Annotated in this window: 16 protein-coding genes and 1 tRNA gene; 12 read left to right on the top strand and 5 right to left on the bottom strand. The window is 69.1% G+C overall.

The genetic code is table 11. The annotated features are described in order from the left end of the window. The first annotated feature begins 23 nt into the window (after window positions 1-23). From ASG07_RS10930 to ASG07_RS10915, 4 genes are all read left to right on the top strand, one after another. Complete coding sequence (locus tag ASG07_RS10930) at window positions 24-821, top strand: MetQ/NlpA family ABC transporter substrate-binding protein (RefSeq protein WP_055845908.1); 798 nt, start codon at window positions 24-26, stop codon at window positions 819-821. 110 nt (window positions 822-931) lie between these two features. Continuing rightward, window positions 932-3,346, top strand: a complete 2,415-nt coding sequence (locus ASG07_RS10925) for a TonB-dependent receptor (RefSeq protein WP_236694640.1) — start codon at window positions 932-934, stop codon at window positions 3,344-3,346. Between the two features lie 2 nt (window positions 3,347-3,348). Continuing rightward, window positions 3,349-4,443, top strand: a complete 1,095-nt coding sequence (locus tag ASG07_RS10920) for a glycerophosphodiester phosphodiesterase (RefSeq protein ID WP_055845904.1) — start codon at window positions 3,349-3,351, stop codon at window positions 4,441-4,443. Between the two features lie 63 nt (window positions 4,444-4,506). Next, the gene (locus ASG07_RS10915; protein ID WP_055845900.1) at window positions 4,507-5,826 is read left to right on the top strand and encodes an ABC1 kinase family protein; all 1,320 of its coding nucleotides are present in this window, start codon (window positions 4,507-4,509) and stop codon (window positions 5,824-5,826) included. Window positions 5,827-5,859: 33 nt separating this feature from the next. Here the strand turns inward: ASG07_RS10915 and ASG07_RS10910 are convergent, their stop codons facing one another. Then, on the bottom strand, window positions 5,860-6,717 hold the full coding sequence (locus ASG07_RS10910; RefSeq protein WP_055845896.1) for a methyltransferase domain-containing protein: 858 nt from the start codon (window positions 6,715-6,717) through the stop codon (window positions 5,860-5,862). 44 nt (window positions 6,718-6,761) lie between these two features. On the opposite strand from ASG07_RS10910, the gene ASG07_RS10905 reads away from it, so the two are divergent. The 5 genes from ASG07_RS10905 to ASG07_RS10885 all read left to right on the top strand — a co-directional run bounded on the left by ASG07_RS10905 (window position 6,762) and on the right by ASG07_RS10885 (window position 9,163). Next, the gene (locus ASG07_RS10905; RefSeq protein ID WP_055845892.1) at window positions 6,762-7,493 is read left to right on the top strand and encodes a ComF family protein; all 732 of its coding nucleotides are present in this window, start codon (window positions 6,762-6,764) and stop codon (window positions 7,491-7,493) included. 45 nt (window positions 7,494-7,538) lie between these two features. Beyond that, window positions 7,539-7,796 (top strand): glutaredoxin 3, encoded by a 258-nt coding sequence (gene grxC, locus ASG07_RS10900; protein ID WP_055845889.1) that lies wholly within the window; start codon window positions 7,539-7,541, stop codon window positions 7,794-7,796. Then, window positions 7,793-8,617 (top strand): carbon-nitrogen hydrolase family protein, encoded by an 825-nt coding sequence (locus ASG07_RS10895; RefSeq protein WP_055845884.1) that lies wholly within the window; start codon window positions 7,793-7,795, stop codon window positions 8,615-8,617. The genes grxC and ASG07_RS10895 overlap by 4 nt, the downstream gene beginning before the upstream one ends. Beyond that, a complete protein-coding gene (locus ASG07_RS10890) occupies window positions 8,614-9,042 on the top strand; it encodes a DUF1178 family protein (protein ID WP_055845880.1) in 429 nt (142 codons plus the stop codon). The genes ASG07_RS10895 and ASG07_RS10890 overlap by 4 nt, the downstream gene beginning before the upstream one ends. 44 nt (window positions 9,043-9,086) lie before the next feature. After that, window positions 9,087-9,163: transfer RNA gene (locus ASG07_RS10885), tRNA-Arg, on the top strand. A gap of 13 nt (window positions 9,164-9,176) precedes the next feature. On the opposite strand, the gene ASG07_RS10880 is transcribed toward ASG07_RS10885, so the two are convergent. Both ASG07_RS10880 and ASG07_RS10875 read right to left on the bottom strand, forming a co-directional pair. After that, window positions 9,177-10,469 (bottom strand): sigma-54-dependent transcriptional regulator, encoded by a 1,293-nt coding sequence (locus ASG07_RS10880; RefSeq protein WP_055845877.1) that lies wholly within the window; start codon window positions 10,467-10,469, stop codon window positions 9,177-9,179. After that, window positions 10,466-12,148 (bottom strand): sensor histidine kinase, encoded by a 1,683-nt coding sequence (locus ASG07_RS10875; protein ID WP_055845874.1) that lies wholly within the window; start codon window positions 12,146-12,148, stop codon window positions 10,466-10,468. The genes ASG07_RS10880 and ASG07_RS10875 overlap by 4 nt, the downstream gene beginning before the upstream one ends. Window positions 12,149-12,380: 232 nt before the next feature. Between ASG07_RS10875 and ASG07_RS10870 the strand changes: the two genes are divergently transcribed. The 3 genes from ASG07_RS10870 (at window position 12,381) to ASG07_RS10860 (ending at window position 16,939) form a co-directional block, all read left to right on the top strand. Then, window positions 12,381-13,709: a dicarboxylate/amino acid:cation symporter gene (locus ASG07_RS10870; RefSeq protein WP_055845870.1), complete on the top strand. Its 1,329-nt coding sequence runs from the start codon at window positions 12,381-12,383 to the stop codon at window positions 13,707-13,709. A gap of 66 nt (window positions 13,710-13,775) precedes the next feature. Next, window positions 13,776-15,290 (top strand): alginate export family protein, encoded by a 1,515-nt coding sequence (locus tag ASG07_RS17860; RefSeq protein ID WP_055845865.1) that lies wholly within the window; start codon window positions 13,776-13,778, stop codon window positions 15,288-15,290. Continuing rightward, window positions 15,287-16,939: an NAD-dependent malic enzyme gene (locus ASG07_RS10860; protein ID WP_443024606.1), complete on the top strand. Its 1,653-nt coding sequence runs from the start codon at window positions 15,287-15,289 to the stop codon at window positions 16,937-16,939. Before ASG07_RS17860 ends, ASG07_RS10860 begins: the two co-directional genes overlap by 4 nt. A gap of 4 nt (window positions 16,940-16,943) precedes the next feature. Here the strand turns inward: ASG07_RS10860 and ASG07_RS10855 are convergent, their stop codons facing one another. Both ASG07_RS10855 and ASG07_RS10850 read right to left on the bottom strand, forming a co-directional pair. Then, window positions 16,944-18,284, bottom strand: coding sequence for a sensor histidine kinase (locus ASG07_RS10855; RefSeq protein WP_082474726.1), 1,341 nt, complete (start codon window positions 18,282-18,284; stop codon window positions 16,944-16,946). Beyond that, the gene (locus tag ASG07_RS10850; RefSeq protein WP_055846173.1) at window positions 18,281-18,946 is read right to left on the bottom strand and encodes a response regulator; all 666 of its coding nucleotides are present in this window, start codon (window positions 18,944-18,946) and stop codon (window positions 18,281-18,283) included. The genes ASG07_RS10855 and ASG07_RS10850 overlap by 4 nt, the downstream gene beginning before the upstream one ends. Window positions 18,947-18,962: the final 16 nt, after the last annotated feature.

The following is an 18,962-nucleotide window of genomic DNA, read 5'->3' as shown; positions in this document are numbered from 1 at the left end:
TGCTCCATTCAGGAACTCAGGTCATGATCCGTCGCAGCCTTCTTGCCGCTATCGCCTTGCTTCCGCTCGCCGCGTGCGGGGGTAGCAAGACCGCGAACGATCCGAACATGCTCACCGTCGCGGCGACGGCGGTGCCGCATGCGGAGATCCTGGCGCAGGTGAAGCCGGCGCTCGCGAAGCAGGGCGTCAACCTCGACGTGAAGGTGTTCAACGATTACGTCCAGCCCAACACGCAGGTCGCGGAGGGGCGTATCACCGTCAATTATTTCCAGACCGAGCCGTACCTCGCCTCGTTCAACGCCGCGCGCGGCACGAAGCTGGTGACGATCGCGGGCATCCATGTCGAGCCGTTCGGGGCGTATTCGCGCAAGTGGAAGCGGATCGGCGATCTGCCAGCGGGCGCGACCGTCGCGATCCCGAACGAGCCGAGCAACAGCGGCCGGGCGCTGCGCCTGCTGGCGACCGCCGGGATCATCACGCTGAAGAACCCCGACGATCCGTCCGCGACGCCGCGCGATATCGTCGCGAACCCCAAGAAGCTGCGGTTCCGCGAGCTGGAGGCGGCGACGTTGCCGCGGGTGCTGGGCGAGGTCGATCTGGCGCTCATCAACACCAACTACGCGCTCGACGCGAAGCTGGAACCGACCCGCGACGCGCTGCTGATCGAGGGGAAGGACAGCCCCTATGTCAATTATGTCGTCGGGCTGGAGGCGGCGAAGACCGATCCGCGCGTCCAAAAGCTGGTGGCGGCGCTGCGTAGCTCGGAAACCAGGGCGTTCATCGCGCACAAATATGGTGGAGCAGTCCTGCCGGCGTTCTGACGCCAAACCGTCGCATAACCGTCAACACGCTGTCTTACGGCGCGATTAGCGCCGGCTCCGACGATCCGACCCTTCGATGACGAGGGCGGACGATTGGGGAAGACGAAGCGATGACGACGATCCGCCGTGCGGCACTGATGACCGGTGCCGCCCTTGCCGTGACCATGCCCGCGTTCGCCGGGGCGCAGACGACCGCCGCGCTGGCGACGGCCGCCGTCGACGGGCAGGGTCCTGTCGCGCCAGCCGCGGAGGAGCCGCAGGCCCAGACCGGGGGACAGACCGAGGGGCAGGACATCGTCGTCACCGGCGCGAACACGCGGTCGGTTACGCAGATCACCGGTGTGGAGATGCAGCGCGTACTGCCCGGCGTCAGTCCGCTTCAGGCGCTTCAGACGCTGCCCGGCGTGACGTACCTGACCGCCGATCCGTGGGGCAATAACGAGCAGAACATCTCGCTCTTCATCCACGGCTTCAATGCGCAGCAGCTCGGCTATACGCTGGACGGCGTGCCGCTGGGCGACCAGACCTATGGCAATTTCAACGGCCTGTCGCCGCAGCGCGCGATCATCTCCGAAAACGTCGCGCGGGTGACGCTGGCATCGGGCGCAGGCGATCTGGGCACCGCGTCGACCAGCAATCTGGGCGGCACGATCGATACCTTCTCCAGCGATCCCCAGGCCGCGTTCGGCGTGCAGCTGAACCAGACGCTGGGCAGCTACGACGCCAGCCGCCTGTACGTGCGCGTCGATACGGGAAGCTTCGGCAACGGCAACTCCGCCTATATCGCGGGCGTGCGCCAGAAGGCGCGGGCGTGGGATTTCGATGGTATCCAGGGCGGGTATCAGGCCAACGCCAAGTTCGTCCACGACGATCAGAACGGCAAGCTGACGCTGTATGGCGCGTTTTCCGACAAGATCGAGCCGAACGAGGACGCGACCGTCATCACCCCGGCGAACCGCGCCACCGCCCCCTATGAGCGGCCGTTCCTCTATCCGAACTTCGGCGCCGCGTTGCAGTATCTATCGTCGGGCGCGTACCGCGCGGCGGGATCGAACTATCGCAACTACTACAGCGATGCGCAGCGCACCGATTACCTCGGCTATGCCCGGTACGACTGGAAAGTCGACGACCGCGTGACGTGGTCGAACACCGGATATTACCACCATAACGACGGCGTCGGCGTGGTGGCCGGGCCGATCGACGTGGCCGGGCTGCCGCGGCTGTTCTCCTTCTATTATCCGGGGCAGAACCTGACGACGGTGTTCGGCGGATCGGGCTTCGCGACGCGGACGACCGAATACCGGATCGACCGTGGCGGCCTTATCTCGACGATCCAGCTTGCGCTCGGCGATCACCGGATTGAATTCGGCGCGTGGTACGAGCATCAGAGCAGCAGCGCGTTCCGCCGCTGGTATCCGCTGCTCGTGGGCGACCCCTCGACTCCGTACGAGCGGCCGCGCGACGACCTGACCCCGCTCATCACCCAGTATCACAGCGAAATCCGCGTCGACGAATACCAGACGCATATTCAGGACAGCTGGCGCGTGCTGCCGACGCTGACGGTGCAGGCGGGATTCAAGAGCACGTTCCAGAACGCGACGCAGCGCGTGCCGGTGCAGCCGATTCCGGGCTCGTTCACCGGATCGGTGGCGCTGCCGGTCGGCAAGCTCAACACGCATCGCGGCTTCCTGCCGCAGGTGGGTGCGTTGTGGGAGGTGACCGGCGACGAGCAGGTCTTCGTCAACGCGCAGAAGAACATCCGCCAGTTCCAGACCAGCGCCGCCGCCGGCCTGTCGCCGTTCGCGCTGGGCAGCCAGGGCGCGTTCGAGATCTTCCGTGACGAGGTGAAGCCGGAGACGAGCTGGACCTACGAAGCCGGCCTGCGCACGCGGCGGTTGGTGTCGCTGGGTCCGATCACCGGTTTCGACGGGCAGATAAGCTATTATCATGTCGACTTCTCCGACCGGTTGCTCGGGATCAGCCCCAATCCGGTCATCACCTCGATCGTGTCGGGCGCGGCGATCCTGCAGAATGTCGGCGACGTGAAGACCGACGGCGTCGACGTGGCGGGCACGCTGCGGTTCGGGTCGCACTTCTCGTTCTACGACGCGCTGTCGTACAATGTGTCGAAGTTTCAGGACGATTACACCAACGGCACCGCGCTGGTCGCGACATCGGGAAAGACGGTGCCGGGGACGCCGAAATGGCTCAACAAGTTCGTCGCGGCGGCGAATTACGACGTGTTCGACGCGCAGCTGATCGGCGACTATATCGGCAAGCGGTATGCGACCTTCACCAACGACCTGTCGGTGCCGGGCTATTTCACGCTGGCGGGGCGGATCGCGGTGCGCGTGCCGCTCGACGCGGGTAGCGGTGTCCGGACGGCGACCTTGAGCCTGAACGTCACCAACATCACCGACAAGAAGGCGGCGTCAACCCTGTCGATCGGCGCGGCATCGGGGACGTTCAACCAGTTCCCGCTGGCTCCGCGCCAGTTCTTCGGCACGATCGCGGTGGGGTTCTGAGGATGCGGGTGATCGTGGCGGCGCTGGCGGCGGTCCTGATGGCGGGGGCGCAGACGGGGGCGGCGCAGGTCGCGCCGCTACCGCTGGTATTCGCGCATCGCGGTGCGTCGGCGCTGCGGCCGGAACATACGCTGGCAGCCTATGCCAAGGCGATCGAGGACGGGGCGGATTTCGTCGAACCCGATCTGGTCGCGACCAGGGACGGCGTGCTTGTCGCCCGGCACGAGAACAACATCGTCGGCACCACCGACGTGGCGTCGCACCCGGAGTTCGCGGCACGCAAGACGGTGAAGACGATCGACGGCGAGCGGCAGGAAGGCTGGTTCACCGAGGATTTCACGCTCGCCGAGCTGAAGACGCTGCGCGCGGTCGAGCGGCTGGGGACGATCCGCACCGAAAGCCGCCGCTATGACGGACAGTTCCAGGTCGTCACGCTGGACGAGGTGATCGACTTCGTCGCGGCGGAGGCGGCGGCGCGGGGGCGGGTGATCGGGCTGGTCCCTGAACTGAAGCACTCGACCTATTTCGCCGGCATCGGGTTGCCGCTGGAAGATCGCTTTCTCGCCGTGCTGGCGGCGCATGCGTACACGCGCACCGCCCCGATCGAGATCCAGTCGTTCGAGGTCGCGAACCTGAAATACCTGCGCGGCAAGATCGGCCGGCCGGCGAACGTCAAGTTGATGCAGCTGGTCGGTGATCCGGGCATGATCCCCGCCGACATCGCCGCCGCGAAGGGCAAAACCACGTTCGGCGAGCTGACGACGCGCACCAGGCTGAAGGACATGGCGCGCTATGCCGATGTCGTCGCGCCGGCGACGCGGGGCGTGATCCCGCTTGGGCCGGACGGGCGGCTGGGTGCGGTATCGCCGATCGTCGCGGACGCGCATGCGGCGGGGCTGCTGGTGCAGGTGTGGACCTTCCGGCCGGAGAACCGCTTCCTCGCCGCCGACTTCCGCAACGATGCGGGCGACGATGCGCGCAATCCGCAAGGGTCGGTCGCGGAGATACGGCGGTATCTGGCGGCGGGGATCGACGGGTTCTTCACCGACGATCCCGCGCTGGGGCGGCAGGCGGTGGACGCCGGCAACCCACGATAACCGCAGTCACGATAATCACCGTCCGCCGGATGCACCGGCGGGCGGCGTCCCCATATCGCGGGCATGACAGACGATCGCAGCAGGGGCCGTGCCGTGCCCAGTGGACGCCTCTCCCGCCTGGGCGTGTTCGGGCGACTGGCGGGGGGCGTGGCGGGCGGCGTCGCCGCGGAGGGGGCACGAAGGCTGGCGCGTGGCGAGCGGCCCAGCATGGGCGACTTGCTGCTGACGCCGGCCAACGCCACGCGGGTGGCCGAGCAATTGTCACACCTGCGCGGCGCGGCGATGAAGCTGGGGCAGATGGTGTCGATGGATGCGGGCGACATGCTGCCCGCCGAGCTGGCGACGATCCTCGCGCGGCTTCGCGACAACGCGCATCACATGCCGCCTGCGCAGCTCGACAAGGTGCTGGCGGCGGAATGGGGCCGCGACTGGCGGCGGAAGTTCGCGCATTTCCAGGCGCATCCGGTCGCTGCCGCGTCGATCGGTCAGGTCCACCGCGCGCGCCTGCCGAACGGGCGCGAATTGGCGATCAAGGTGCAGTATCCGGGCGTCGCGGGCAGCATCGACGCCGATGTCGACAATGTCGCGACGCTGCTGCGCGTGTCCGGGCTGTTGCCGAAGGAACTCGATATCGCGCCTCTGCTGGGGGAGGCGAAGCGGCAGTTGAACGAGGAGGCGGATTACGAGCGCGAGGCAGGGATGCTGGCGCGATATCGCGACCTGATCGGCCACTCGCTCGATTTCGTGGTGCCCGCGCCGGAGCCGTCGCTGACCACGTCGCGCGTGCTGGCGATGGATTTCGTCGAGGGCGTGCCGGTCGAGACGCTGGAGACCGCGCCGCAGGACGTGCGCGACCGGGTGATGCACAACCTGATCTCGCTGGTGCTGCGCGAACTGCTCGACTGGGGGTTGATGCAGACCGATCCCAATTTCGCGAACTATCGCTGGCAGCCGGATACCGGCCGGCTGGTGCTGCTCGATTTCGGGGCGGCCCGGCCGGTCGCGGCGGAGACGGCGGCGGGGTACCGCGCGCTGCTGATGGCGGGGCTGGCGGGTGACCGCGATGCGGTGCGGGAGGCGGCGCTGGCGGTCGGGTTCCTCGGCGCGGCGGCGGTCGAGCGGCACGGGCCGCTGATCGATCGGATGATCGACGTGATCCTCGGCGAACTGAACCAGCCGGGGCCGTTCGACTTCGGCGATCGTGCCTTCGTCGGCGTGCTGCGTGAACAGGGGATGGAGGTCGCGCGCGATCGCGCGACCTGGCATCTGCCGCCCGCCGACACGCTGTTCACGCAGCGCAAGATCAGCGGGACGGCTTTGCTGGCGGCCCGGCTGAAGGCGCGGGTCGACGTGCGGACGATGGTGGCGGGCTATCAGGGCTGAGCTGATCCTTTCCCCATGAAGGTAGGGCGGGTTTCAGGTCTGCGGTTTGTCCTTCAACGCCGCCGCGAGCGAGGCGGTGGCGCTGCCGCGGCGGGCGGGTTTGGGCTGGCTGGCATCTGGCGACCAGCCGGTGAGGAAAACGATGTCGATCCTCTCCCGCGTCCGGCCGTCCGGCCCCGCCGCCGCCGCGAACGCATCCGCCGCGCGGGCCAGCGCGGTGCGGGATAGCGGATGGCGTTCGGCCAGCGCGTTGCTGGCCGCCATGCCGCGCAGGTCGTCCAGCAGGCGGAACAGGTTCGGATAGCCGACGTCCAGCGTCTCGACATCCGCCACCGGCAGCGCGAAGCCGGCCCTGACGAGCAGGTCGCCCGCCGATCGCACGTCGATCTGCGGATGTACGCGCGCGACCGGCCGGTCCGGCTCCGCCGCGCGGAACGCGGCCTTGAGCGCGGGGAACGATCCCGCGCCGACGAACGCCGCCAGAAACAGGCCGTCCGGCCGCAGCACCCGCCGCGCGAGCGTCAGCGCACCGGGCAGATCGTCGACCTGATCGAGTATGCCCGCACTGACGACGCCGTCGAACGCCGCGTCGGCGAAGGGCAGGCGATCCTCGTCCACCTGCACGCCACCGCTGGCCCGGGCGAAGCCGAAGCCCGGATCGGCGCGGGCGATCCGCGCCCCCGGCGGTGGCACGAAGCCGCCGTTCCAGCTGCCGAGATCGAGCATGTCGGTGAAATCGCGCTTCACCGCCGACAATCGCTCGGCCAGTCCGTCGAGCATCGCGGCGTGCACGAAATCATGATCGGCGAACTGCGCGACGGAGCGGTCGCGGTGGCGGCGACGGGCGTTCCGATCGAAGATCGCCGGCCGGTCAGAAACGGGTCCGTTCATAGCCGCGGCTTGTGCGCCGGGCGGCAACGGGGGACAAGACCCGGATGCAGGCGATCGAGCTTCTGACACGACCGCTGCGCACCGCCGCGGCGCTGGCCCTGCCGCCGCGCTGCCCCGGCTGTGGTGTGCCGGTGGGGGAGGATCATCGTTTCTGCACGGCCTGCTGGACCGGCCTACGGTTCATCGCGCCGCCGTGGTGCGCCGGGTGCCACCGCCCGTTCGCCTATGATCGCGGGCCGGACGCGCTGTGCGCCGATTGCCTGACGGAGCGGCCGCGCCATGCCGGCATCCGTGCCGCGGTCGCTTACGGTCCGGTGGCGGGGCGGATCGCGGTGCGGCTGAAGCATGGCGGGCGGATCGCGCTGGCGGAGACGATGGCGCGGCGGATGATGCGGCTGATGCCGGGCGGGGCCGATATGATGATCCCGGTGCCGCTCCATCGCTGGCGTTTGTGGCGGCGCGGCTTCAATCAGGCGGCATTGATCGCCGACGCACTGACGCGGCACACGGGCGTGGCGCACGATCACCACGCGCTGCAACGTCGTCGCGCGACGACCTTGCTGAGGGGACTCGGGCGGCGGGATCGCGCGAAGCAGGTCCGCGGAGCCTTCATCGTCGCCCGTCCAGAGGTGGTAAAGGGCGCGGCCGTCGTGCTGGTGGACGATGTCTACACCACCGGCGCGACGGCCGGCGCGTGCACCGCCGCGTTGCTGAAGGCGGGTGCCGCGTCCGTCACGATCCTGTGCTGGGCGCGCGTGCTGGACGGCGACGATTGACAGCGCCGATTGACAGGGCGGGGCGCACACCACACCTATTGATCCATGGCAAAGGTCGAAATCTACACCAAGGCGTACTGCCCCTATTGCACGCGCGCGATGAGCCTGCTGGCGAAGAAGGGCGTCAAGCCGGAGGAGCATGACATCACGATGGGCGGCCCGCGCCGACCGGAGATGATCCAGCGCGCCAATGGCCGCACGACCGTGCCGCAGATCTTCATCGACGGGAAGCATATCGGCGGGTCCGACGAGCTGTCGGCGCTCGACCGGGCAGGGGGGCTGGACCCGCTGCTCGCGGCGTGAAGGTTGCGCTGCTCCAGATGACGGCGGGAATTGATCCCGCCGCCAACGCCGGAACGCTGGTGAAGGCGGTCGCGGATACGGCCACGGCGGGTGCGGCGATGCTGTTCACGCCGGAGATGTCGGGCCTGATCGACCGGGACCGGGCGCGTGCGGCGGCGTCGATCGTCGCGGAGGCGGACGATCCGGTGCTGACGGCGGTGCGCGTCGCCGCGCGAGATCACGGGGTGTGGGTCCATCTCGGCTCGCTTGCGGTGCGGCGGGAGGATGGGCATTTCGCCAATCGCAGCTTCGTGATCGACCCGGAGGGCACGATCCGCGCCCGTTACGACAAGCTGCACCTGTTCGACGTCGAACTGCCCGGTGGCGAGGTCTGGCGCGAGTCGGCCGCCTATGCGCCGGGCGACACGGCCAGCGTCGTTGACACGCCGGCGGGAATGCTGGGCCTGTCGATCTGTTACGACCTGCGCTTTCCCGACCTGTACCGCGCACTGAGCGATGCGGGTGCGACGGTGCTGGCGGTGCCAGCGGCGTTCACGCGGCCGACCGGCGCGGCCCACTGGCATACGTTGCTGGGTGCGCGGGCGATCGAGGCGGGGGCGTGGGTGGTCGCCGCCGCGCAGACGGGCGAGCATGCGGATGGCCGAACGACCTATGGCCATTCGCTGGTCATCGATCCCTGGGGCGAGGTGCTGCTGGATATGGGCGAGGCGGCGGGGCTGGGCTTCGCCACGCTCGACCCGGAACGGCTGGCGGCGGCGCGATCGCGCGTGCCGGTGCTGACGCATCGCCGTCCGATCCCGCCGGTCGCGGTGGTGCGATGATCGTCTACGACCTGCGCTGCGACGCCGGCCATGTCTTTGAGGCGTGGTTCGGATCGAGCGGCGCCTATGACGATCAGGCAAGATCGGGCCAGTTGCTCTGCCCGCTGTGCGGATCGACGGAGGTCGGCAAGGCGGTGATGGCCCCCGCCGTCTCCGCCAAGAGCAATCGCGCTGCGCCGGTGCCTCCCGCCGCGATGCGCGAGGCGTTGCGGCACCTGGCGGCGGTGCAGGCGAAGGCGCTGGAATCCTCCGAATGGGTCGGCGGCGCGTTCGCCAACCGTGCCCGCGCGATGCACGCGGGCGAGGAGCCGCACGCGACGATTCATGGTCAGGCGACCGCGGCGGAGGCGAAGGCACTGGTCGAGGACGGCGTTCCCGTCGCGCCGCTGCCTTTGCCCGTGGTTCCGCCGGAACAGCTCAACTGACGCTGGATTTCATGAGCGACGACGCGTATCTGCTGCGCCGACGTGGTTCCGTAGCTCAGCTGGACAGAGCGCCACTTTCCTAAAGTGGGCGTCGGGGGTTCGAGTCCCTCCGGGACCACCATTTTCCTTAATTGTCAGCGCTCTACCCGCCGCCGCAGCGCGTTCAGGTCGATGCCGTGGCGCTGCACCTTGTAATAGAAGGTCTTGCGCGGCAGCCCCAGGCGCTCGATCGCCGCCCCGGCATCGCCCCCCGCCGCCAGCACCGCCTCGACGATTGCCTCGCGCTCGAAGGCGGCGACGCGGTCGGGCAGCGGCGCGGTGGATGCCGGCAGCGTCGCACCCGCCGCCGCCGTGTCGAGGCCCAGCACGAACCGGTCGGCGAAATGCGCGAGTTCGCGGACGTTGCCCGGCCAGTCGTGCTGCAACAGATGGTCGCGCGTCCCCTGCGTCAGGGCCGGCACCGCGCGCCGCAGCCGTGCCGCCGAGATGTCGACCAGATGCGCGAACAAGAGCGGCACGTCCTCGCGCCGTTCGCGCAGGGGCGGCATCCGCAGGCGCACCGCCGCGAGGCGATAGAGCAGGGCGGGGGCGATCGCGTCCGGTGCGCGCTGCGTCTCGTCGGCGGCGGTGGCGACGACGCGGATGTCGACCGGCGACCCGCGGACCGACCGCTCCTCGACCAGTTGTACCAGCCGCGCCTGCAGACCGGGCCGGGCATGGTCGACATCGTCGAGGAACAGCGTCCCCCGGCTCGCGGCGACGATGCTGCCGTCGCCGACGCCCGCGAACAATTCGCTTTCCAGCAGGGCGTCGGGCAGCGCGGCGCAGGCGACCGCGAGGAACCGGTGTCGCATCCGCTTGCCGGCACGGTGGATCAGGCGCGCGAGCAGTTCCTTGCCGGTGCCCGTCTCGCCCTCGATCAGCAGGTCGATATCGGCATTGGCGAGGACCGGAATCATCTCCCGCAGATGGACGATCGCGGGGGATCGGCCGACCAGCCCGGACGTATCCGCCTCGCTCGCCAGTGCACGGAGGCGGCGGTTGTCGAGCGCCAGCGCGCGGGCGGTGCCGGCGCGCGACACGGCGGCAACCAGTGCGGCGGGATCGAACGGCTTGGCGAGGAAGTCCCACGCGCCCGCATGGAGCGCGTCGACCGCCATTGGCACGTCGGCATGACCGGTGACGAGGATCACCGGCAACTCGGGATCGCGCGCGCGCAACGTCTGGAACAGCTCGATCCCCGACATCATCGGCATGCGGACGTCGGTGACGACGACGCCGGGATATTCGGCATCGATCCCCGCCAGCGCGGCGGCGGCGGCGGGGAAGGCGTCGACTTGAAATCCCCCCAGCGACAGCAGTTGCGCGGTCGAGGCGCGCAGGTCCTCGTCGTCCTCGACCAGCGCAACGCGTTTCGTGTCGCTCATGCCGCGCGCCTGAGTGCGATCTCGAACGTCGCGCCCGAGGCGGACGGGATCAGGCGCAACGCCCCGTCGAGATCGGTCATGATGTCCTGCGAAATGACGAGGCCGAGACCGAGGCCGCTCGGCCGGCTGGTCACGAACGGCGTGAAGATGCGATCCGCCACCTCCGGCGCGATGCCGGGACCGTTGTCGGCGACGTGAAGCCGCACCGTGTCGGCCTCGACCGTCAGCGTCAGGTCGATCCGCGGCGCGGGACTGTCGGCCAGTGCCTCGGTGGCGTTCTGGAGCAGGTTGACCAGCACCTGTTCCAGCCGGACGCGTCCGGCGATCACCAACAGGTCGGGCGGGATCACCGGCAGCGACAGCGCGACGCGCGCCAGCCGCTCCTTCAGGATCAGGCGCGCGCCCTCCACCACTTCCGATAGGGGCACCGGCCCGATCGCGCCCGTGCGCTTCCGCGCGAAGCCGCGCAACTCGCTCGTCACGCTGCCGATCCGCTCGGTCAGGCGGCCGATCGCGTGGAGATTGCCGCGCACCGCCTCCACGTCGCCGCGGTCCAGCAACAGTTCGCCACTGGCGGCGTAGTTGCGGATCGCCGCGACAGGTTGGGCGGTCTCATGCGCCACGCTGGCGGTGATCTGCCCCAGCGCGGCGAGGCGGTTCGCCTGTCGAAGCCCCTCCCGCAGGTCGTCGGCGCGCGCTTCGGCAGCAGCGCGTTCCTCGATCTCGCGGCTGAGATCGGCGGTGCGGGCGGCGACCGCGCTCTCCAGCGCCAGCGTCCGCTCGGTGCGGCGACGCCCGCGCTCGCGCAACGTCCAGCCGATCGCCGCGAGGATCAACGTGCCGAGCAGCGCCGCGACCTGCGCGGTCCGGACGACGCCGGCGATCGGCCGCATCGACTGGATCAGCGTCACGCGCCAGCCGGTGGCGTTCGGCTCCGTCGTCACCGCGATCGTCTGCGGCGGCGGCACCGGCGCGGGCAGCAACGCCGTTACGAACAGATCCGCGCGTTCGGCAGCGGCGGCAGCGGGCGCGATCGGGCGCGTCGCGGCGAACCGCCAGTCGGGGCGGCTGGATACCAGCACGACGCCGCGTCGATCGGTGACGTAGGTGGTGCCCCCGGCCGCGCGCCACTGCCGTTCGATGGCGTCGAATTCCAGCTTCACCACGACGACGCCCCCGGCGGCGCTGCGCCGGCTGAGATACAGGCCGGGGCGGTGGCTTACCGTTCCCAGCGCGAATTGCTCGCCCGCGCCGGTCCGCAGCGCGTCGCGATAATAGCGGCGGAAGCGGTAATCATTGCCGACGAAGCTGCGTGGCTCGCGCCAGTTGCTCGCGGCGATCGCCAGCCCTTCGCGCCCCACGAAATAGATCACGGCCGCGCCGGTATCCCGCCTCAGCGCCTCCAGCTTCCGATCGAGCGTCCGACGCGCCGCGAACGACCCGGTCAGCGCCGCGATCACGTCACGGTCGTCGGCCAGCGCCAGCGGGAGCAGCCGGAACCGGGCGACCTCGCTCGCCAGCAACGCCTGCCGCAGTCGGGCATCGCCGGTGGTCGCGGCGGTCAGCGTCGCGTGCTCCCTCCGCCCTACCGCCGAACCGACGGCCCACGCCACCAGCAGCCCGGCGGCGATCGCGACGAGCAGCCAGCCGAAGCGGCGGCCGGGGCGGGGGATCCTCACGGCCGCGGTGTACGGTGCGGCGCAGGCGTGTGCAACTTTTTGCACACGTGGCGATTCGCTGGGCGACAATCGACACAATGTTTTTCGGCGCGCTTCGACAAACGGCTAAAAACCAACGAAAATGAAATGTGCCCAAGGCGTTTGGTCGCCCTGTCCATTCCGGTCAGTATCGGCCGGCATCGATCCGCCGCCAGAAGCCGGGGATGCCTTGCGAGAGGATGAAAGGCTGACCATGAACATCTCCGACCTGCCACCGCCGCCGGCTCCCAAGCCCTGGTATGCGCAACTGTACATCCAGGTGCTGATCGCGATCGCGGCCGGCGTGACGCTGGGCCATTTCGCACCGGCGACGGGCGAGGCGCTGAAGCCGATCGGCGATGCCTTCATCAAGCTGGTGAAGATGGTCATCGCCCCCGTGATCTTCCTGACGATCGTCACCGGCATCGCCGGCATGCGCGATCTGGCCGCGGTCGGCCGCGTCGCCGGCAAGGCTTTCATCTACTTCCTGTTCTTCTCCACGCTGGCGTTGATCGTCGGCCTGATCGTCGCCAACGTCGTCCGGCCGGGCGCGGGGCTGAACATCGACCCGACGACGCTCGACACCAGCAAGGTCAGCGAGTTCGCCGCGAAGGCGCACGACACGACGATCACCGGCTTCCTGACCGGCATCATCCCCGACACCTTCCTGTCGTCGATGACGGAGGGCAACATCCTTCAGGTGCTGTTCGTCTCGATCCTGTTCGGCGTCAGCCTGGCGCTGATCGGTGACCGCGGCAACCGGGTGCTCGACGTGCTGAACGACGTATCGATCGCCTTCTTCAAGCTGGTCGGCATCGTCATGAAGGCGGCACCGATCGGCGCGTTCGGCGCGATGGCGTTCACGATCGGCAAGTACGGCGTCGGCGCGCTCGCCAATCTGGCAATGCTGGTCGGTACCTTCTACCTAACGTCGCTGCTGTTCGTGATCGTCGTGCTCGGCGTCGTGGCGCGGATGTGCGGCTTCTCGATCTTTCGCCTGATCGCGTATCTGAAGGCCGAACTGCTGCTGGTGCTCGGCACCTCGTCGTCGGAAAGCGCGCTGCCGTCGCTGATCGAGAAGATGGAGCGGGCGGGCTGCCCCAAGTCGATCGTCGGCCTCGTCGTGCCGACCGGTTACAGCTTCAATCTGGACGGCACCAACATCTACATGACGCTGGCGGCGCTGTTCATCGCGCAGGCGTGCAACGTCGACCTGACGCTCGGTCAGCAGCTGTTGCTGCTCGGCGTGGCGATGCTGTCGTCGAAGGGTGCGGCGGGCGTCACCGGCGCGGGCTTCATCACGCTGGCCGCGACGCTGTCGATCGTGCCCAGCGTCCCCGTCGCGGGCATGGCGCTGATCCTGGGCGTCGACCGGTTCATGAGCGAATGCCGCAGCCTGACCAACTTCATCGGCAACGCGGTGGCGACGGTGGTGGTGTCGCGCTGGGAGGGTCAGCTCGACAGGCCGCAGTTCGACGCGGCGTTGCGTGGCGACATGCCGCCGGTAGAGGATCTGCCATCGGGCGTCGTCGCCGCGGAGTAAGCGATGCCTTAACCGCCGCGGGGCCACGCCCGCGGCCGACAGCGACTTCCACCAGAAAGACATGCGATGATCCGCCTGCACCGCGCCGCCATAGGCGCCACCCCGCTCCTCGCCCTGCTCGCTGCCCCTGCGATAGCCCAGACGGCACCCGCCGCGCCGGGCCAGCCGATCGCACCGAAGGAGCGTACTGACCCCACTGCCGCCGCACCATTGTCGGAATCCTATCCCGGCGAGGGTGCCGGCGACGGCGTCACCGCCGGCGGCTACAACCAGTCGCGCTGGGTGGAGAACTGGACGCGGTTCCGCGATCCCAAAAAGCGTGACGATATCCTCGACCGGCTGAAATACATCCCGATCGACAGCGACGGCGACGTGTACCTGACGCTGTCCGGCGAGTTCCGCCTGCGCGTCAACGCCACCACCAACCCCAATCTGCGCGAGGCGGAGGCGCAGCGGCAGGACATCAACCGCATCGTCGGCGGCGCAGACCTGCATGTCGGTCCGCATTTCCGCGCGTATGGCGAGATCGCGCATGGCGGCCTGGCCGGACAGAATCTGGGGACTGTCGCCGGCACGCTCCGCAACGATCTGGTCGTGCAGCAATCCTTCGTCGACGCCACCGCGCAGGTCGACGGCATCGATGTCGGCATCCGCTACGGTCGCCAGACCTTTGCCGACGGTCCCAACCTGATGGTCGTGCCGCGCGACAACAACACGATCTTCTTCGTCTACAACGGCGTCCGGGCGTGGACCCGCGGCAAGACGCTACGCGCCGACTTTTTCGACTATTATACGACGGCGCTGGGCCTGGGTGGCACCAGCGACGACAATGTCGACAAGGCGCGGCGCTTTTCCGGCGTGTCGACGGGCATCGTCCTGCCGAAGACGCTGTTCGGAGGGTCGAAGCTGTACCTCGATCCGTTCGTCTGGCGGTTGCGCAACCGCAACGCCGTCTGGGGACGCACGACCGCGCGCGAGGAGCGGAGCTATTACGGCCTGCATCTGTACGGCGATGCCGGTCCGGTGAACATCGACTGGACGGTCAATCATCAGGGCGGCAGCTATAACGGCCGCAACGTGTCGGCATGGCAGGTCTTCGCGGCGCAGACCTATCGGCTCGGCAAGGACAAGACCGCGCCCCGCATCGGCATTCACGCCGATTACGGCAGCGGCGGCGGTGCCTATGGCACCGGGACATTGCGCACCGCGCTCGCGCCGTTCGGCAACAACATCTACTACAGCTATCAGTTGTTCGCGACGCCGACCAACTTCATCGGCTTCGCACCGAACTTCACCTTCACGCCGGTGAAGGGCGTGCGCGCGACCGTGGAATATCAGTGGTCGTGGCGCGACGATGTGCGCGATGCGGTGTACCGGGCGAACGGGACCGCCTTCGCCGGCACGCAGAACGTGACCGACAGCAAGATTGCCGATACCACGCGCGCGCAGATCGTCTGGACGATCACGCCCCGCGTGTCGTTCACCGGCCGCTACGAGCATCTGGCCGCCGGACCTTCGCTGACCCGAGCCGGCTACGCCAGTTCGGATTTCTTCGCCGGCTGGCTCAGCCTGCGCTTCTGATCGTTCTAGGGAGACCTGTCATCGCTCCGCATGCCCATGCCGCCGCGCGCGCCCTGCTCGGCGACCCGCTGACCAACAAGGGAACCGCCTTTTCCGAAGCCGAGCGCGACGTGCTCGGACTTCATGGCCTGTTGCCGCCGCATGTCGGCACGCTCGACAGCCAGATCGCCCGGCGGCGGCGGGCGCTGGACGGGATGGCGGACGATTTCCACCGTTATGCCTTCCTGCGCGAGTTGCAGGATTCGAACGAGGTGCTGTTCCACGCGCTGGTGCAGCACGACCTGCCGCGGATGCTGCCGTTGGTCTACACGCCGACCGTGGGCGAGGGGTGCGAGCGGTTCAGCGAGATCTGGCGGCGGCCGCGCGGGCTGTTCCTGAGTTATCCCAACCGGGACAAGATCGCCGACATTCTCGCCGATCCCGCGCTGGACCGGGTGAAGGTGATCGTCGTCAGCGATGGCGAGCGGATCCTGGGGCTGGGCGATCAGGGGGCCGGCGGCATGGGCATCCCGATCGGCAAGCTGGCGCTCTACACCGCCTGCGCGGGCATCCATCCGGCGGAGGTGCTGCCGATCCTGCTGGACCTCGGTACGGACAATGCGGAACGGCGCAACGATCCGCTGTACGTGGGCTGGCGCAATCCCCGCATCCGCGGTGACGAGTATGACGCCTTCGTCGAAACCTTCGTGGAGGCTGTGGTCGAGCGATTCCCCAGCGTGCTGCTGCAATGGGAGGACTTCGCGGGCAAGAACGCCTACGACCTGCTGGAGCGGTATCGGGGCACGTTGCTCAGCTTCAACGATGATATCCAGGGCACGGCGGCGACCGCGACGGGGACGCTGCTGGCGGCGATCCGCCATACCGGCATCCCGCTGACGGAACAGCGCATCGTATTGTTCGGTGCGGGGGCTGCGGGCAGCGGCGTCGCCGAAATGCTGGTCCGTGCGATGATGGACGAGGGACTGGACGAGGCGGCGGCGCGGGCGCGGCTATGGGCGGTCGATCGCGAGGGACTGATCCTGTCCGATATCCCCCGCCTGCCCGACCAGCAGGTGAAACTGGCGCGCGACGCGGCGGAGGTCGTCGGATGGACCCGGAGCGGATCGCAGCAGATCGGGTTGTTCGACACGGTGGTGAACGTCCGCCCGACGGTATTGATCGGGGCATCGGGCCAGATGGGCGCGTTCGGCGAGCCGGTGGTGCGGGCGATGGCCGCCGGCTGCGACCGGCCGGTGATCTTTCCGCTGTCCAACCCGATTTCCCGCGCCGAAGCGCATCCGGCGGACCTGCTGGCGTGGACCGACGGCCGCGCGCTTGTCGGCACGGGAAGTCCGTTCGGAGTCGAAGGCGTGACGCAGGTCAACAACGTCTACATCTTCCCCGGCGTCGGACTGGGCGCGATCGCGGCGGGGGCGCTGGCGGTGACGGACGGAATGTTCATGGCCGCCGCCCGCGCGCTGGGCGAACTGGGCGGGATGGGCAATGCCGCAGGGCTGCTGCCGCCGATCGACCGGCTGCGCGACGTCGCGCAGCGCATCGCGCTAGTGGTGGCGCATCAGGCGGTGGCGGACGGTGTGGCGACGGTGGTGAAGTCGGTGCTGACGCCGGAGCATATCGCCGGGATGATGTGGAGCGCGACCTACGACTGAGGCGTCAGGCGCGGGGGTGCGCCAGGGGCAGCTCGACCACGACGTCCAGGCCGACCGCACCGTTGCGAAGGGTCAGCGACCCGCCCGCGAGTTCCACCAGCTCGCGGGCGATCGGGATGCCGAAGCCGTGGCCGTCGTCGCGTTCGTCCAGTCGCTGGCCGGGTCGGGCGACCTCCGCCAGCCGGTCTTCGGGAATGCCGGGGCCGTCGTCGGCGATGACGATGCGGACCATGCCGCCATCCGCGTCGGCCGCCACGGACACCTGCGTTCGGGCATGGCGCCACGCATTGTCGATGAGATTACCGAGCGCTTCCTCCACGTCCTGACGATCCGCGCGGACGAGCAGGTCGTCGGCGACGGACAGCTTCGCCGTAACGCTGCGATCGGCGTGAATGCGGGCGAGCGCTCCGCAGAGATCGGTCAGGAGCGGCGCGAGCGGGACGCTGGCGCTGCTGGCGGCGGCGAGGCTCGCGGCGCGGGCGCGGCCGAGATGGTGGCGGACCTGTCCCTCGATCCGGGCGGCGTGCGCGGCGATGGGCGTGTCCTCCAGCCCCGCGGCGGCGATGTCCAGCCGGAGCGCGGCGAGCGGCGTCTTCAGTCCGTGCGCGAGATTGGCGGTGTGGCCACGCGCGCGCTCCAACGCCAGCCGGTTCGCGTCGATCAGCGCGTTGAGTTCGGCCAACATGGGACGCAGTTCGGTGGGCCCGTCGACATCGATGCGGTCGCGCCGTCCGTTGCGGACCTCGGCGAGCATCCCGACGACCTTGTCCAGCGGCTTCAGTCCGAGCCGCAGCTGGATCAGGATCGCCAGCGCCAGCCCAGCCCCCAGCAGCAGCAGTGAGGTCGCGAGCGGGACGATCGCCTCGTGCAGCGGCCGTTCGACCAGATCGCGGGGGCCAGTCGCGGAGACGGTGGCGTTGCCCAGCGCGGTAGGCACGACCAGCGCGCGGCCGTGGATCCGTTCCCCGTCACGGGCGAGTGCCTCGAACGGCTGCGGACCGTCCGGGCCGGCATGCCGGTCGCGTCGACGCAGCCTGTGCGGCGGGGTGGCGGTGGAACGGGAGGCCAGCGTTCCGCCGGGTCCCTCGATCTGCCACGTCCAGCCGCTGCCGGGGCGGTCAAACGGGGGCAGGTCGACTGCCATCACAGGATCGAGGCGACCGTCGGGGCGGATCGCGCGGGCGACGACGGCGATCTGGGCGTCCAGTCGCGCATCGAGGTTCTGTGTGACGAAGCGTTCCAGCACGTGCCCGATCGCCACGCCGGCGAAGGCCAGCGCCACGACCAGCGCCGCGCCCGCCGTCACCAACAGGCGACCGCGAAGGGATTTTGGCAGCAACCTCATGCCGATCCCGCCGTCAGCCGGTAGCCGCGGCCGCGCACCGTTTCGATCCGGTCTGCGCCGATCTTGCGCCGCAGCCGACCGATGATGACCTCCAGCGAGTTGGAATCGACATCGGCATCGCCCTCGTACACCCGCTCCAGCAGGTCGAGCCGCTCCACCACGACCTCCCGGCGCAGGATCAGCGCCGACAGCACGCGCCATTCGAACGCGGTCAGTTTCAGCGGCAGACCGTCAAGCTCGAACTGGCCGGTCTGCGCATCGAAGGCCAGCGCGCCGCAGGCGATGACGCTGGCGGCGTGGCCGGCGGCGCGGCGGACCAGCGCGCGCAGGCGCATCACCAGCTCCTCGACCCGGAACGGCTTGGTCAGATAATCGTCCGCGCCGGCCTTGAAGCCCTGGACCTTTTCCGACCACGCGTCGCGGGCGGTCAGGATCAGCACCGGCGCGGTCCGCCCCTCCCGCCGCCATTCCGTCAGCACCGACAATCCGTCGCGCCGGGGCAGGCCCAGATCCAGCACGATCGCGTCATAGGATTCGGTCGACCCTAGATGGCCGCCATCCTCGCCGTCGCGGGCGACGTCGACGGCGAAATGCTCGGCCCGGAGCGCGCGGGCGATCCCCTCCGCCAGAGCCGTGTCGTCTTCCACCAGCAACACGCGCACCATCGTCTCCCCTATC

This window comes from Sphingomonas sp. Leaf343 (assembly GCF_001423765.1).
Taxonomy (GTDB): Bacteria; Pseudomonadota; Alphaproteobacteria; order Sphingomonadales; family Sphingomonadaceae; genus Sphingomonas.
Note: the sequence above shows the minus strand (reverse complement) of the source record. Positions and strands in the feature narration are given on the sequence as shown.